We start from the raw sequence: 15476 nt of genomic DNA, 5'->3' as shown, positions 1-15476 counted from the left end.
TACTAGGGTGCTGTCCGTGACCACGCTTCTGCCGCACCGGGAATGCCACCGAGGACCGTCGACACGCCCGATCGGGGCGTTGATCGCACTCGTCAGCGCCCCCTTGGTCCTGAGTGCCTGCACTTCCCCGACCCCCTCGATCCCCCTCGAGTCGCTCGACGGCCACGACGCCCTCGTCGAAGACATCGCCGCCGCGCTGGAGACTGAGGGAATCGTCGAGGAAGGTTCGATCGAGCTCGATGGACGAAGCGCGCAGTTCGAGGATGGGCAGTGCCGAGTCTTTGCCCGCGACGCCGACGCCGCTACGGTCGCCAGAGCGCCGAAGGTGGATGCGGTGCGTGCCGCTGCCGCCCAGGCGATCGTCGGCAGCGGGTTCGCACCGCTCGAAGAGACCGAAGTCGCCGGCGGTCATCTCCAGCTCTCGAGCACCGATGAGCAGGGCGCACGCCTGGAGATCACCTGGAAAGCATCCGAACTCGACGTGAGCATCCACGGCACAGCGGACCTCGCGGAGCCCGAATGCACCGACGAGGTCGTCGCCTGAACGTCCGCAGGCCCTGGCGGGCGGTCTCTCAGTCGCAGAGCCGGATGGTGACAGCTGCCGACTCCTGCCCCGCGGTCGGGCGGTGGACCGCCACGAGCTCCATCGTGCCCCGGCCGAGCAGATCGATCGGGTTCGCGTAGGTCAGATCGACCTTCCGACGCCGATCACCGTCGCGCAGCAGCAGGCGTGCCGTGGCGACACCCCCGGGTTCTCCGACCCGATGGACCCCTACTCTGACCCCGCGCAGCCGTGGCTGCGCGCCCTGCAGGATCGTCATCTCGTCACCCTCTGCCATCGTCAGTCCTCCATGTCGACCGAGTAGGTGGTGTCAAAGCTCTCCTGGTACTGCTCCTGCGTGAGGGTGAGCGTGCCATCGCGCTGGACGTCGTCGAGCTCCCCGCCATCGGGGCCCCAGGGATTGGTCAGCACGACGACCGGTTCACCATGAGTATTGCGGGGATCATCCGCGGGGATGACCTCCTCGACGATGTAGGCGTGGTTGGGCACGATGTTGTCCTCATCGATCTCCGACTCCCAGATTCTCCAACCCCGCTCTCCGACATCGTTGTTCTCGGTGCCGACGGCAACCGGCCCTTCAGCCAGCTTCTCCTCGAGGTCGGCGAAGTCGCCTTCGCCGGTCTTCTCCGCCTCGCGACCCGTGATCATCTCGAAGGCATCTGAGGAGAACCCTCCCGAGAGTTCGGAGTATTCGCCCCCGAAGTACTCGGCGGCGGCCTTCTCATAGACGGAGAGCCAGTTCACCCCGTCGGGCGCTCCCGCGCCGTTCTCGGGGAAAGTAGGTTCGACCGTGATCTCCACTGGTTCACCGTCGTCGTAAAGAGTGACGGTCCAGGTGCCGTCTTCGTTCTGCCGCATGTGCTCACGGATGAAGTCCGGATCTCGGTTCGCCACCGCCCCGGCACCTGCCAAGAACCAGCAGTCCCCGAGCTGTCCCTGCTCGATGTGGCTGGAGTCCAGCGCCTCGTCGCTCAGGTCGATCTCGCCGTCGAACTCCTTGTACCTGCCCGTGTCGCCCGTGCTCGGCTCCCCCGGCAGATCGCGCGGAGAAAAGTCCCCCTCCCCACCGTCTGCATTCCCGTTCGACCCATCGCCCAACGCAGATCCGCCGTCAGCTGAGCTCGCCTGGTCCTGCTCGTCTGCATGAGCAGCCGTCTCCTCGGCCTCCGCACGGAGCCGCTCGGCCAGGGAATCGAGCTCTGCCCCTCGAAGATTCCACTTCTGACGAAACACATCGGCATCTTCGCCGACCCATGCGATCAATCCCGCGTGCTGATCCAGTGTCATGCGCAGCTCCGCCATCGTCTCTGCGCTCTGGTCTGCGCGATCGCACCAGCTTCGCATCTGGTCAGTGTCTGCTCCGAAGAACTCCACGTCCCCCCGCTCCCTCCGCTTCCACCCGTCTCCGCTCCGCTCCCCATGCGGCGCCGATCGCTGTCCATTCAGAATGTACGGCGATGGGCTTTCAGGGGCCATGGGGAGGGGTCCCCATGCGGATCGGACGGCGGCAGTGCGCCCCGTGCCGCCGACGGGGTCTGCTCACGGAGAGAGCCGATCCCGTCCTGTGGAGGCGTTCCGCCGAACGTCACCGCCCGAGCGTCGTCACCTCGACCTCGAAGCAGCGCCGCGGCCCCTTCTCCCCGCGGGCGGGCTTCCAGCCCACGCACCGCGCGGTCCCGGCCGACGGATCGTCCTCGAAGGCGACGAGCACGGAGCCGGGCAGTGTGACCGGAGCGTCGAAGGTGACGTCCCAGCGCAGCGGCTTCGACAGGTCCACCCGCGCCTCGGTGAAGGCGCGCGAGGCGGTGTACATCCCGTGCGCGATCGCCGAGGGGAAGCCGAAGGCCTTCGCGCTGACGGCGGAGAGGTGGATCGGGTTCACGTCGCCGGAGACCGCACCGTACCGCCGTCCGGTGTCCGCACCGAGCACCCAGCGGCCCGTCGGCTGCGGCGGCACGAAGTCGCGCCGCGACCGCCCGCCGTCCGAGGGCGCGGCGCTGGACGGCGCGGTTCCCGAGGGCTCCGCAGCGGCCGGCTCCCCGCCCTTGACGAGATAGGTGGAGACATCGGTGGCGATGATCTCGCCGTCCTCGCCGAGGATCGTGGAGACCGCCTCGAAGGTGCGGCCCTTGCGGTGCGGGCGCAGGTCCCGCACCCGGCACTCGACGTCCACGAGATCCCCCACCTTCACGGGCCGGTGCTGGAGCACCTGGTTGCGCAGGTGCACGAGGCCCAGCAGCGGGAAGGGGAAGCCACGCCGCGCCATGAGCGCGAGCGAGACGGGGAAGGCGAGCACGTGCAGCACGCCGGGGTGGACCAGGTCCGTCGCGGGACCGCCCATCAGGTGGTCGAAGTCGCGGGCGCGCTCGGCGTCGATCCGCACCTTCCTCACCCGGTAGGCGATGTTCGGCAGCGTCTCCGCGCCGCCGCCCGCGCCGCCCTTCCCGCTCTTGCCTCGCCTCCCGCCGAGGCGGGAGCGGGGGTCGAGCGCGGCGGCGTAGATCGCGGGGAACGAGGGGACGTCGGAGAGATCCTTGACCTGCTCCGGCGCGTTCTCGGCATGCGCCACGGCGCCCTGCCCCGCCCTCACTTGCCCACCATGTTCTGGCCGCACACGCGCAGGGTCTCGCCCTGCACGCCGCCCGCCTCGTCGCTCGCGAGGAAGGCGATCGCCTCGGCGACGTCGACGGGCAGGCCGCCCTGCTGCAGCGAGTTCACGCGCCGCGCGACCTCGCGGGTCAGCGGCGGCATCTTCGCGGTCATCTCGGTCTCGATGAAGCCGGGCGCGACCGCGTTCGCGGTGCCGCCGAGCGGGGCGAGACGACCCGAGAGCGCGTCGACGAACGCCATCACGCCCGCCTTGGACGCGGCGTAGTTGGTCTGGCCGCGGTTGCCGGCGATGCCGCTGGTCGAGGCGAGCGAGACGACGCGCGGCTGCGCACCGAGCACGTCCCCGGCCTCGAGCAGCGACTCGGTGAGCGCGATCTGGCTGGTGATGTTCACGGCGAGCACCGGGTCCCAGCGGTCCGGGGTCATGTTGGCGAACAGCTTGTCCCGGGTGATGCCGGCGTTGAGCACCAGCACGTCGAGGGTCAGCCCCTTCTCGCGCAGGAACTCGACCACGCGGCGCCCGGCGTCGGCGGAGGTGACGTCGAGCTGGAGCGGGATCGCGCGCAGCTCGTTGGCCAGGCGTGCGAGCTCGGTGCCCGCGCCGGGGACGTCGAGCACCACGAGCCTCGCGCCGTCGGCCGCAAGGGTGCGGGCGATGGCCGCGCCGATGCCGCGCGCGGCCCCGGTGACCAGCGCCGTGCGCCCGGCGAGCGGGAGCGAGGCGTTGTCGGTCGTGCTGCCCGCCTCGGTGGAGACGGTCAGCAGCTGACCGGTGATGAAGGCGCTGCGGGCGGAGAGGAAGAAGCGCAGCGCGCCGACGGCGCCCGGGGCGTCGACCCCGACCCCGTCGGCCAGCAGGATGCCGTTGGCGGTCGCGCCGCCGCGCATCTCGTGCGCGACCGAGCGCAGGAACCCCTCGACCCCGCCGCGGGCGGCATCGCGCGCAGGCTCCTCGCCCGTCGCCGGGCGGGAGATCGTCACCAGGCGCGCGCCCGGTGCGAGGGAGCGCATCGCCCCGGCGAGCGGGAGCAGCAACGAGCCGAGCTCCGCGGGCGCGGAGAGCTCGTCGGCCACGACGATCACCGAGCCGATCGAGCGCAGGCCCTCGACGCGGCGGCGCACGTCGGCGCCGCCCTCGAGGAGTCGGTGGGCGACCGCGTCCGCGCCGGCGGAGGCGCCGAGCACGACGACGGGGCCGAGCACGGGCGCCGGGCGGTCCTTCCGGCGCAGGAGCCGGGAGGGGCGGGGCAGGCCCAGCTGCTTGGCGAGCACGCCGCCGGGGGCGGAGCGGATGAAGCGGGTGTAGGCATCGGCCATGGGGACCTCCGTGAAGAGTCGGGGTGTCAGTCGGTGACGGACTCGAGCAGCATGACCGTGCCCTGGCCGGCGGCCGCGCAGACCGAGATCAGGCCGCGCTGGACCCGGCCGGTCTCCTTCGCGCGCTCGTGCAGGAGCTTGGCGAGCGTGGCGACGAGGCGGCCGCCGGTCGCGGCGAAGGGGTGCCCGGCGGCGAGGGAGGAGCCGGTGATGTTCAGCCGCGAGCGGTCGATCGCGCCGAGCGGCGCGGAGCGGCCCAGGCGTTCGCGGCAGAACTCCTCGGACTCCCAGGCCTTGAGCGTGGTCAGCACGGTGGAGGCGAAGGCCTCGTGGATCTCGTAGAGGTCGAGGTCCTGCAGGGCCAGGCCGTTGGCGTCCAGCAGCTCGGGGACCGCGTAGGCGGGGGCCATGAGCAGGCCCTCGTCGCCGTGGGCGAAGTCGACGGCGGCGCTGCGCGCGTCGACCACGCGGGCGAGCGGGGTGAGGCCGCGCTCGGCGGCCCACTCGGCGCTGCCCAGCAGCACGGAGGAGGCGCCGTCGGAGAGCGGGGTGGAGTTGCCGGCGGTCATCGTCGGCTCTGCGACCTGCGGCGACTTCACGCCGAAGACGGGCTTGAGGGTGCCGAGCTTCTCAAGGGTCGAGTCGGCACGCAGGTTCTGGTCGCGGGCGAGGCCGCGGTAGCCCGTGACGAGGTCGTCGAGGAACCCGGCGTCGTAGGCGGCGGCGAGGTTCTTGTGGGAGGCGAGCGCGAGCTCGTCCTGGGCCTCGCGGGTGATGCCCCACTGCGCGGTGGTCAGCGCCTGGTGCTCGCCCATGGACAGGCCCGTGCGGGGCTCGCCGTTGCGGGGCGGGACAGGGGCGAGGTCCGCGGGGCGGATCGCGGTGAGCGCCTTGACGCGCTGCATCGCGGTCCTCGCCGCGAAGGCGCGGTGGAGGATGCGGCGCAGGCGCGGGGTGACCTCGATCGGCGAGTCGGAGGCGGAGTCGACGCCGCACGCGATCGCGGAGTCGATCTGGCCCAGGCGGATCCGGTTGGAGACGTGCAGGACGGTCTCGAGGCTGGTCGCGCAGGCCTTGGACATGTCGACGGCGGGGGTGCGGGGGTCCAGCGGCGTGCCCAGCGCGCTCTCGCGGGTGAGGTTGAGGTCGCCGGCGAGCTTCAGCACGGCGCCGCCGGCGACCTCGCCGAGCTTCTCGCCCTGGAGCGAGTAGCGGGCGACGAGGCCCTCGAGCGCGGCGGTGAGCAGGTCCTGGTTGGAGATCCCGGCGTAGGGCCCGCCGGAACGGGCGAACGGGATCCGGTTGCCGCCGAGGATCAGCGCATCGCGCGGGGAGTCGGTGGGGGTCACTGTGGGGCACCTCTTCGTGGTCACGGGGACGGATCGTCGGGAAGGACTTTACATAGAACCGTCGGTACTTGATACCCTAGGTTCTGTGAATGCGACGACGCAAGCCCCCGTGGACGGGCGCTCGGCCCGCTGGGCCCAGCACCGAGAGCAGCGACGTGCTGAGCTGCTGGACGTGGCCCGGCACCTGATCCACGAGCGCGGCCCCGACGTGACGATGGAGGACATCGCCGCGGCCTCGGGCACCTCGAAGTCCATCGTCTACCGGTACTTCGAGGACAAGTCCCACCTCCAGCGCGACCTGGGCCGCAGCATCCTCCAGGCGATGCACGACAAGCTGCTCGCGGAGATGCGCGTGCTCGAGGAGCGGATGGGCCGCGAGCCCGCGCCCGAGGAGCGCATCCACGCGATGATCCGCGCCTACGTCGCGACCGCGCAGCGCTCCCCCGGCGTGTACCGCTTCGTCACCCGCCCCAGCGACGGGCTGAACCACTTCCTGGACTCCGTGACCCGCATCATCACGACCTTCCTCCCCGCCGGGACCCCCTCGCCGCAGATCTGGGCGACCGGCGCGGTGGGCTTCGTCGAACGGGCCGTGGACACCTGGATGAACGACCTCGAGGCCGCCGACGGCGCCTCGACCACCCTCACCTCCGATCAGCTCGTGACCCACCTGGTCACCTGGCTCATGAAGGGACTGCACGCATGACCGCCGAGACCTCCACCACCACATCCGCCCCCGCGCCCACCGCCGCGAGAGGCACCGACGCCGCCGCGAGCGCCACGCCGACCGGCCCGATCCCGGTCCCCGCCGACGGCAGCCCCCGCCTCGACGTCGAGATGGTCTCCGAGGCGCTGCTGGGCAGCTGGGCCGACGCGCGGCGCGACGCCCGCGAGCGAGCGGCCCGCCCCGAGATGCACCGCCCGACGGACGCGAGCGTCGCCGAGCACCGGGAGCGGGTGTTCGGCCAGCTCCGGACCCTCGCCGAGGAGGAGGTCTCCCTGCCGATGCTCCCCGAGCACCTCGGCGGTCCGAACGACAACGGCGCCAACGTCGCCGCCTTCGAGGAGCTGGTCGTCGCCGACCCGTCCCTCCAGATCAAGGCCGGCGTGCAGTGGGGGCTGTTCACCTCCGCGATCGTGCAGCTGGGCGACGAGGAGCAGCAGAAGGCCTGGGTGCCGGGCGCCATGAGCCTCGAGACTCCCGGCGCTTTCGCGATGACCGAGATCGGGCACGGCTCCGACGTGCAGTCCCTCGCCACCACGGCGACCTTCGACCCCGACGGCGGCGAGGACGGCGAGTGGGTCATCAACACCCCCTTCCGCGCCGCGTGGAAGGACTACCTCGGCAACGCCGCGATCCACGCGAGGGCCGCCACGGTCTTCGCGCGCCTGATCACGAACGGCGTCGACCACGGCGTGCACTGCTTCTACGTGCCGGTGCGCGACGCGCAGGGGAGCCTCCTGCCGGGCGTGCAGAGCGAGGACGACGGCGAGAAGGGCGGCCTGAACGGCATCGACAACGGTCGCCTCGCCTTCGACCACGTGCGCGTCCCGCGCCGCAACCTGCTGAACCGCTACGGGGACGTCGCCGCCGACGGCACCTACTCCTCCCCCATCGACTCCCCCGGGCGGCGCTTCTTCACGATGATCGGCACGCTCGTGCAGGGCCGCGTCTCGCTCGACGGCTCCGCGATCCGCGCCTCGCAGCTCGCGCTGCACATCGCGATCACCTACGCCACCCAGCGCCGCCAGTTCACCGCCGCCGACCCGACGCGGGAGACCGTGCTGATGGACTACCAGGCGCATCTGCACCGCCTGCTGCCGAAGCTCGCCGCGACCTACGCGGGCGCCTTCGCGCACGAGCAGCTGCTGCACGCCTTCGACGACGTTTTCTCCGGCCACGGCGACACCCCCGAGGGGCGCGAGGACCTCGAGACCCTCGCCGCGACGCTCAAGCCGACCTCCACCTGGCTCGCCCTGGACACCATCCAGGAGTGCCGCGAGGCCTGCGGCGGCTCCGGCTTCATGGCCGAGAACCAGCTCGTCGGGCTCCACCAGGACCTCGACGTGTACGCGACCTTCGAGGGCGACAACACGATCCTGCTGCAGCTGGTCGCCAAGCGGCTGCTGTCGGACTACACCTCCGAGCTGAAGAACGTGGACCGCGCCGGGATCGGCCGTTTCATCGCCCAGCGCGCCGAGGTGCTCGCCAAGCGCCACACCCCCTGGGCCCGCCTCGGCCAGAGCGTGAGCGACCGCGGCAACGCGCGCCGCGCCTTCGACTCGATGCGCAGCGCCGAGTTCCAGGAGGAGATGCTCGCCGACCGCGCCAGGGTCAAGGTCGAGGAGGTCGCCCTCGCCCTGCGCAGCACCGCGAGGATGAGCCCGGCCGACGCCGCCGCCGAGGTCAACAAGCACCAGGTCGAGATGCTCGACGCGGCCCGCGCCCATGCGGACCTCGTGCGCTGGCGCGCCTTCACCGCCGGGATCGAGGCGATGGAGGATGAGGGCACCCGCGCCGTGCTCACCGACGTCCGGGACCTGTTCGGCCTCACCGCGATCAACGACGACCTCGCCTGGTTCCTGCTCTCGGGCATGATCTCCACCCAGCGCGGCCGTCAGATCGAGGGGGACCTGCGCCGGCTGCTGTGGCGCCTGCGCCCGCACGTGCTCGACCTCGTCGCGGCCTTCGACATCCGCCCCGGCCACGTGCGCGCGCCGATCGCGCTCGGCGGGGAGCAGGAGCGCCAGGACGAGGCCGCCGCGTACTTCCGCGCGCAGCGGGCGAGCCAGGACGCGCCCGTGAGCGAGAAGGCGCTGCGCGAGGCGGAGAAGCGGGCACGCCGCGCGCAGGGCAGGAAGGGCTCCTCGCGCTGACCGCCTGACAGGCACGGACCGGGAGAGCGGCCGACGGGACGAGGTCCCCGTCGGCCGCTCTTCCCGTGCGCGCCGCCCCGCCGGATGCCGTTCCGATCTCACCGACGGTCTCAGCGCTCGCCCCGGGCGCCCCCGTCGGCCGCGTCGCTCGTAGACTGGGGGCACCCTGCGCCGGGCCGCGAGGCCCGCCGCTCCCCCAGCCCTCGTGACGAACGGACCCGACCCCGCGATGACCGCTGAGACCACTCCCACCTACCCCCACGGCCACGCCGCGGAGTCCGACACCGTCGAGAACGCCTCCGCGACGCCGGACCAGGTGCAGCCCTATGCGGAGCTCGGGCTGAAGGACGACGAGTACGCGAGCATCCGCGAGATCCTGGACCGCCGCCCCACCAATGCCGAGCTCGCCATGTACTCGGTCATGTGGTCCGAGCACTGCTCCTACAAGTCCTCGAAGAAGCACCTGCGCACCTTCGGGAAGCACACCACCGACGCGATGCGCGAGAAGCTGCTGGTGGGCATGGGCGAGGACGCCGGCGTCGTCGACATCGGCGACGGCTGGGCGGTGACCTTCAAGGTCGAGTCCCACAACCACCCCTCCTACGTCGAGCCGTACCAGGGCGCCGCGACCGGAGTGGGCGGCATCGTGCGCGACATCATCTCGATGGGCGCCCGGCCCGTCGCGGTCATGGACCAGCTGCGCTTCGGCGCGATCGACCACCCCGACACCGCCCGGGTGGTCCACGGCGTGGTCGCCGGCGTGGGCGGCTACGGCAACTCCCTCGGCCTGCCGAACATCGGCGGCGAGACCGTCTTCGACGCCTCCTACCAGACCAACCCGCTGGTCAACGCGCTCGCGGTGGGCATGATGCGCCACGAGGACATCCGCTCCGGCGCCGCGACCGGCGCAGGCAACAAGGTGGTCCTCTTCGGCGCCCGCACCGGCGGCGACGGCATCGGCGGCGCCTCCATCCTCGCCTCGGAGACCTTCGAGGAGGACGGGCCGCTGAAGCGCCCGAGCGTCCAGGTGGGCGACCCCTTCATGGAGAAGGTTCTCATCGAGTGCTGCCTCGAGCTGTACGCGGCCGGCACCGTCGCGGCCATCCAGGACCTCGGCGCCGCGGGCATCTCCTGCGCGACCTCCGAGCTCGCCGCCAACGGCGGCTCCGGCATGCACATCCACCTCGAGGAGGTGCTGCTGCGCGACCCGACCCTCACCGCCGGCGAGATCCTCATGAGCGAGTCGCAGGAGCGCATGATGGCGGTCGTCCCGCCGGAGAAGCTCGAGGAGTTCCAGGCGATCGCCGCCAAGTGGGACGTCGAGGCCGCCGTGATCGGCGAGGTCACCGGCGACGGACGCCTCACCATCGACCACCACGGCGAGCGGATCGTGGACGTGGACCCGGCGACCGTCGCGATCGACTCCCCCGTCTACGACCGGCCCTACGCCCGCCCCGACTGGCAGGACGCCCTCCAGGCCGACCGCGCCGAGGCCCTCCCCCGCCCCGAGGGCGCCGAGGAGATCTCCTCGCACATCCGCGCGCTGATCGCCTCCCCGAACCTCGCCTCCACGGGCTGGGTCACCGACCAGTACGACCGCTACGTCGGCGGGAACACGGCGCTGGCCATGCCCGACGACGCCGGCGTGCTGCGCATCGACGAGGAGACCGGACGCGGCATCGCGCTCGCGACCGACGCGAACGGCCGCTACACCAAGCTCGACCCGCGCACCGGCGCGCAGCTGGCGCTGGCCGAGGCGTACCGCAACGTCGCGACCTCCGGGGCGACCCCGCTGGCGATCACGGACTGCCTGAACTTCGGGTCCCCCGAGGACCCGGGCCCCATGTGGCAGCTGGTCGAGGCGATCGGCGGGCTCGCCGAGGCGTGCGAGACGCTTGAGGTGCCCGTCACCGGCGGCAACGTCTCGCTGTACAACTCCACCGGCGAGCCGGGCCTGATCGACTCCGCGATCCACCCCACGCCCGTCGTCGGCGTGCTCGGCGTGTTCGAGGACGTCGCGCGCCGTGTCCCCTCCGGCTGGCAGGGCGAGGGCCGGCGCGTACTGCTGCTGGGCACGACCCGCGAGGAGCTCTCGGGCTCGGCCTGGTCCGACGTGATCCACCAGCACCTCGGCGGTCTCCCGCCGCAGGTCGACCTCGAGGCCGAGCGCGCGCTCGCCCGCGTGCTCGTCGCCTCCTCCGAGCAGGGGCTCGCCGCCTCCGCGCATGACCTCTCCGACGGCGGGCTCGTCCAGGCGCTCGTCGAGTCGACGACACGCTTCGGCACCGGCGCCCGCGTCGACCTCGCCGAGCTCCTCGAGCGGGACGGCGTGGACCTCCCCACCGCCCTGTTCTCCGAGTCACAGGCCCGCGCCCTGGTCGCGGTCCCGGCCGAGTCCGAAGAGCGCTTCCTCGCCCTCGCCGCCGAGCACGGCGTGCCGGTGCTCGCGCTCGGCGCGACCGGCGGCACCGACCTCGAGATCGAGGGCGTGGGCGCCTTCGCGCTCGGCGAGCTGCGGGAGCTGCGCGAGGGCACGCTGCCGCGCCACTTCGCCTGAGGTCCGGACACGACAGGAGCGCCCCGGGACCCTCGATGGGTCCCGGGGCGCTCCTGTGCTCGCACGTCCGCCACGTCGGTCGGCGATGCCGCCGGCTGGAGCGGCTCAGGCGGTGCCGTACAGCAGCTCGGCCTCGCGGCGCTTGCGCATGATCGCGTCCTCGAAGGAGCCCGGGCGCTCGAGATCGGCGAGAGTCGGGACCTCTCCCGTGCCGTCCGAGACCCGCCAGCCGCTGCCGAGCTCCACGAGGGAGCCGTGCTTCACGTCGTAGTAGCCGCTGCGGGCGCTGAGCGCCATCCCCCGCGCCCCGTGCAGCGAGGCCACGAGGTGGTGGTGGAAGCGCGTGGTGATCCAGACCTGGTGCGCCGCCGGTGCGAGCTCCCCGCGCCAGAAGCTCGTGAAGGGGACGAAGCCGTCCTCCGCCACGAGGCCCTTCAGCCGCTCGAAGCCGGCGTGGTCGCCGCCGGGCAGCGCCTCGATGTAGCGGGTGCGCTCCCGCGGGATGCCGAGCGAGGCGACGGTCTCGCGCACATGGGCGACGAGCCGCTCGAAGGAGCCCTCGTCCAGAGCGTCGGACTGCACGCAGAGCACGAGCTCCGGTTCCTGGTCGTCGACCCGTTCGGGTGCCTGCTCGACGAGATAGGCGTCGTCGACGCCGCTCTCGATTCCGAGCCTCTCGGCACTGGCCACGTCCCGCACGCCGACGTGGTCGAATCCCGCCAGCTGCTCCTCGCCGAAGGGGGCGAGTCCCTGACCGGTCGCGAGCAGCGGAGCGCCGCTGATCTCCGCCGCGGCCCGCATCGCCCGCACCAGGTGCGCGTTCTCGGGCCAGACGGCGTTGACGAAGCCGCCGCCGAGCAGGTGCAGGGAGCGGGCCTCGCGCAGCGCGAGCAGAGGCGCATCGTAGAGCGGGGTGCCGAGGTGGGCGACGATGTCCTCGACCGGTCGGCGCGAGCCCCGCAGCGAGTCCTCGACCGCCCGGAAGACGGCATCGGTGACCCGCAGCTGCGGGTGGAGGCCCCCGAACAGCGCACTGGCCGTGCCGGGGAAGCGGCAGTCCAGCCACACCTCCTCGTCCGGCCGGTGGATCGCGAGGTGCTCGATCCAGCGCCGCGCGATCAGCTCGTCGCCGAAGTTCGGGTAACCCGCCATCGAGACGAGGTAGAACGGCGCCTCGACGGGGCCAGAGAAGCTCGTGCGGAGCGTCGCGGACTCCGCCGGCGAGAAGGACGCTCCCGAGGAGCGTCGACGGAAGAGTCGCACCTCAGTACCGCCCGGTGTGCTTCATCCAGCGGATCATGAACGTGGCCATCTGGTCGCGCTTGATGAAGGCGTTCGGGCGGAAGGTGCCGTCGTCCCAGCCGCGGGCGATGCCGGCCTTCGACAGCCAGGTGATCTCCTTGGCGAAGACGTGCGAGGCGGGGACGTCGGTGAAGCCGCTCTGCTTGCTTGTGTCAGTCGCCTTGGCGGCACGGTAGAGGAAAGCCGCGACGGCATCGCGCTTGACCGGATCGAATGGGCGGAAAGTGCGACTGCTCCCGCTGCCCCAGCCGAGTGCAATGCCCCTCTCATATGCCCAGCAGATCTCGTCGTAGAACGCCATGTCCCGCGTGACGTCCTTGAAGGGCGACTTGCTCGGCCCCTGGTAGTTGCTGGGCATCTTCAGTGCCCGGGTGATGAACGCGATCATCGCATCGCGCAGATTGTCCGAGTTCGGCTGAAAGCGGGCGTTCGGCGGGTAGCCCCAGCCCTTCGTGATCCCGCGCGCCGCGAGGTCGGTGATCTCGAGGAAGAACACCCTCGACGGGGAGACGTCGCGGAAGTACGGGGTCACGAAGCGGACCTTCCCGCCCTCGTTCGCGGCGACGCCGTTCTGGAAGGCCTGGATGCGGCGGTCGCCGTCCTGGGAGTCGGCCTTCGCGGGGCGTCCCCATGAGGCGGCCCACTGCTTCGCGAAGGGGGTCGTGTGGCCGGAGGCCTTGCCGCCGCTCTCCTGCAGGATCAGTCCCTTGGTGAGCACGGTCGCGGTGTACTTGCCCGTCTTGTGCGCGGACTTGACGACGTAGCCGAGCTTCGAGGAGCCGCCGGCGCCCTGGAAGGCCCACAGGTGCTCCTTCCAGCCGCCGTCGATCGCGCGCTGAGCCTCGGCACGCAGGCTCCCGAACTGGTTGTACAGCGCGTTGCCGGGGCAGTCGGTGTAGTTCACGTCCCGGTGGCCGAACATCTTCGGCAGCGCGATCGTCTTCCCCGCGGGGAAGCGGGTGCCGGAGCCCGGGGTCCAGGAGGAGGTGGAGGCGACCTTGATCTGGAAGGTGCTCAGCAGCTTCCAGCCCACCAGGCGTGCGACGGCCGCGCGGGCGGCCGACGGCGCGGAGGTGCTCTGGTAGTTGCCCATCACCGAGATGCCGAAGGAGCCGGTGTTGAAGCCGTAGGCGTGGGCACCGGTGATGTTGCGGTGCAGGCCGCCGCTGCGACCCTCGAAGATCTGCCCGTACTTGGAGACCAGCACGTTGTAGCCGATGTCGGCCCAGCCCAGGGTCTGCGTGTGGTAGGTCAGGATGCCTCGCACGAGCTCCGCGGACTGCGAGGAGGAGTAGCTGTTGGTGCCGGCGGTGTGGTGGATGACCACGGCCTTCAGCTGGTCGGAGCCGCTGGTGCCGCGCACCAGGCCCTCGTTCGCGCCCCATCCGGCGCGGGAGGTGTAGGAGGGCGCGCCCGGCCCGAGGACCGGAGTGGCGGGGTTCGCCATCGTCGTCGCCGCGGCGGTCGCGGCCATGTCCTGCTGGGCGGCGGTCGACATCGGCTGCGGGGCGCCTGCCCTCTGGGCGACGACTGCGTCCTCGGCGGTGGGCGAGGTGGTGATGACGTGCGCGGTGAGCTGCTCGGTGACGTCGGCCCCGTCGAGCTCGGCCCGGACCTGGAGCGCGCCGACGACGCCCACCCAGGCGCACTCGGTGCCGGGGGCGTCCTCGCCCGTCTCCGGGTCCTCGGCGGTCTCGAGCGGCTCCCAGGCGGTCCACTGCCCGTCCTGGTCCTTGCCGCGGACCTGCACCTCGGGCGCATCGGACTCGCTCGGCCAGGTCACGCCCACCATGGTCCCGGGCTGCTCGGGAAGGTCACGCACCTGGACGCCGTCGGCCTCGACCAGCGGTGCGTCCGCCAGCGGCACGTCGACCACACGGGTCTCGCCGTCGGTGACGGTCGGGTCGGCCAGGGCAGGAGCGGCGCCGAGCGCGACGGCTCCGGCGGGCACCGCGGCGGCGGTCGCCGCCATCAGGGTGCGGCGGCTGAGGGAGAGGGGGCGGGCGTCGGACTCGGGGGGAAGGGTCCGGTGGGACATCACGAAGGCTCCGGAGGAGAGGGGACGGGGGATCCCGGGGCGCGTCGCCGAGGCGTGGAGCGGTCGACGGGTGCGCGGCGGGGCACAGTCCACCGTAGTCCACGTCCGCGAACGCATCGGGAAGGGCCGGTCACGATCGCACAAAGAACAAGTGTGCCCCGTCCCGTCCTCGTCGGCCCAGCGAGGGGCCGTCGACGGTCGGATCCGTCGCACCCGTTCGGATGATCCGGGCTCCGTCGGCCCCGGAGGCCCCGGACGGACGACGAGGGCGGGCCGTCGGGATCTCTCCCGTCGGCCCGCCCTCGGCGGTGTGCGCCCTCCGGCGCGGCGGTCCTGCGAGCCGCGAGGATCAGGCGGCCCGGATCAGGCCTCCTTGGTCTCCTCGGACTCCTCGGTGGACTCCGCGGCGGGGGCCTCGGTCTCGGCGACCGGGGTCTCCTCGGCCTTGGACGCGTTCTTCGCGGCGCCCTCGGCCTCCTTCACCACGGACTGCTTCGCGGAGTACTCCTCCGTGACCAGCTCGATGACGGCCATCGGGGCGTTGTCGCCCTTGCGGGGGCCGACCTTGGTGATGCGGGTGTAGCCGCCGGGACGCTCGGAGAAGGTCGGGGCGATCTCCTCGAAGAGCTGGTAGACGACGCCCTTGTCACGGACGGTCTGCATCACGCGGCGACGGGAGGCGAGATCGCCCTTCTTCGCCTGGGTGATCAGACGCTCCGCGTGGGGGCGCAGGCGCTTGGCCTTGGTCTCGGTGGTGGTGATCCGGCCGTGACGGAACAGCTCGGTGGCGAGGCCCGCGATGATCATCCGCTCGTGCGCGGGGGATCCGCCGAGGCGCGCGCCCTTGGTGGGTGCAGGCATGGT

At 71.9% G+C, this 15476-nt stretch carries 12 protein-coding genes; 4 read left to right on the top strand and 8 right to left on the bottom strand.

What is annotated here, in order from left to right:
* The first annotated feature begins 16 nt into the window (after positions 1-16).
* Positions 17-544, top strand: coding sequence for a hypothetical protein (locus tag A4A78_RS07180; protein WP_156488568.1), 528 nt, complete (start codon positions 17-19; stop codon positions 542-544).
* A 28-nt stretch (positions 545-572) separates the two neighbouring features.
* Here the strand turns inward: A4A78_RS07180 and A4A78_RS07175 are convergent, their stop codons facing one another.
* The 5 genes from A4A78_RS07175 to A4A78_RS07155 form a co-directional block, all read right to left on the bottom strand.
* On the bottom strand, positions 573-821 hold the full coding sequence (locus A4A78_RS07175) for a hypothetical protein (RefSeq protein ID WP_156488567.1): 249 nt from the start codon (positions 819-821) through the stop codon (positions 573-575).
* 20 nt (positions 822-841) lie between these two features.
* Positions 842-1849, bottom strand: coding sequence for a C2 family cysteine protease (locus A4A78_RS07170; protein WP_197466635.1), 1008 nt, complete (start codon positions 1847-1849; stop codon positions 842-844).
* 298 nt (positions 1850-2147) lie between these two features.
* Complete coding sequence (locus A4A78_RS07165) at positions 2148-3152, bottom strand: MaoC/PaaZ C-terminal domain-containing protein (RefSeq protein WP_062947617.1); 1005 nt, start codon at positions 3150-3152, stop codon at positions 2148-2150.
* Complete coding sequence (locus tag A4A78_RS07160; protein ID WP_062947616.1) at positions 3149-4489, bottom strand: 3-oxoacyl-ACP reductase; 1341 nt, start codon at positions 4487-4489, stop codon at positions 3149-3151. The genes A4A78_RS07165 and A4A78_RS07160 overlap by 4 nt, the downstream gene beginning before the upstream one ends.
* A 26-nt stretch (positions 4490-4515) precedes the next feature.
* Positions 4516-5838: an acetyl-CoA C-acetyltransferase gene (locus A4A78_RS07155; protein ID WP_062947615.1), complete on the bottom strand. Its 1323-nt coding sequence runs from the start codon at positions 5836-5838 to the stop codon at positions 4516-4518.
* Between the two features lie 85 nt (positions 5839-5923).
* Between A4A78_RS07155 and A4A78_RS07150 the strand changes: the two genes are divergently transcribed.
* From A4A78_RS07150 to purL, 3 genes are all read left to right on the top strand, one after another.
* Positions 5924-6544: a TetR/AcrR family transcriptional regulator gene (locus A4A78_RS07150; protein ID WP_062947614.1), complete on the top strand. Its 621-nt coding sequence runs from the start codon at positions 5924-5926 to the stop codon at positions 6542-6544.
* Positions 6541-8715, top strand: coding sequence for an acyl-CoA dehydrogenase (locus A4A78_RS07145; protein WP_062947613.1), 2175 nt, complete (start codon positions 6541-6543; stop codon positions 8713-8715). Before A4A78_RS07150 ends, A4A78_RS07145 begins: the two co-directional genes overlap by 4 nt.
* Before the next feature lie 229 nt (positions 8716-8944).
* Positions 8945-11272 carry a phosphoribosylformylglycinamidine synthase subunit PurL gene (gene purL / locus A4A78_RS07140; protein ID WP_062947612.1) on the top strand — a complete coding sequence of 776 codons (2328 nt, stop codon included), beginning with the start codon at positions 8945-8947 and terminating at the stop codon, positions 11270-11272.
* Positions 11273-11377: 105 nt separating this feature from the next.
* On the opposite strand, the gene A4A78_RS07135 is transcribed toward purL, so the two are convergent.
* The 3 genes from A4A78_RS07135 to rplQ form a co-directional block, all read right to left on the bottom strand.
* Entirely contained in the window at positions 11378-12535 is a 1158-nt protein-coding gene (locus A4A78_RS07135) for a polysaccharide pyruvyl transferase family protein (protein WP_062947611.1), read from the bottom strand.
* 1 nt (position 12536) lies between these two features.
* Entirely contained in the window at positions 12537-14612 is a 2076-nt protein-coding gene (locus tag A4A78_RS07130; RefSeq protein WP_062947610.1) for an S-layer homology domain-containing protein, read from the bottom strand.
* A 363-nt stretch (positions 14613-14975) separates the two neighbouring features.
* Positions 14976-15473 (bottom strand): 50S ribosomal protein L17, encoded by a 498-nt coding sequence (gene rplQ / locus A4A78_RS07125; protein WP_062947609.1) that lies wholly within the window; start codon positions 15471-15473, stop codon positions 14976-14978.
* Positions 15474-15476 lie beyond the last annotated feature (3 nt).

Source organism: Brachybacterium sp. sponge (genome assembly GCF_001613775.1).
Lineage (GTDB): Bacteria > Actinomycetota > Actinomycetes > Actinomycetales > Dermabacteraceae > Brachybacterium > Brachybacterium conglomeratum.
Note: the sequence above shows the minus strand (reverse complement) of the source record. Positions and strands in the feature narration are given on the sequence as shown.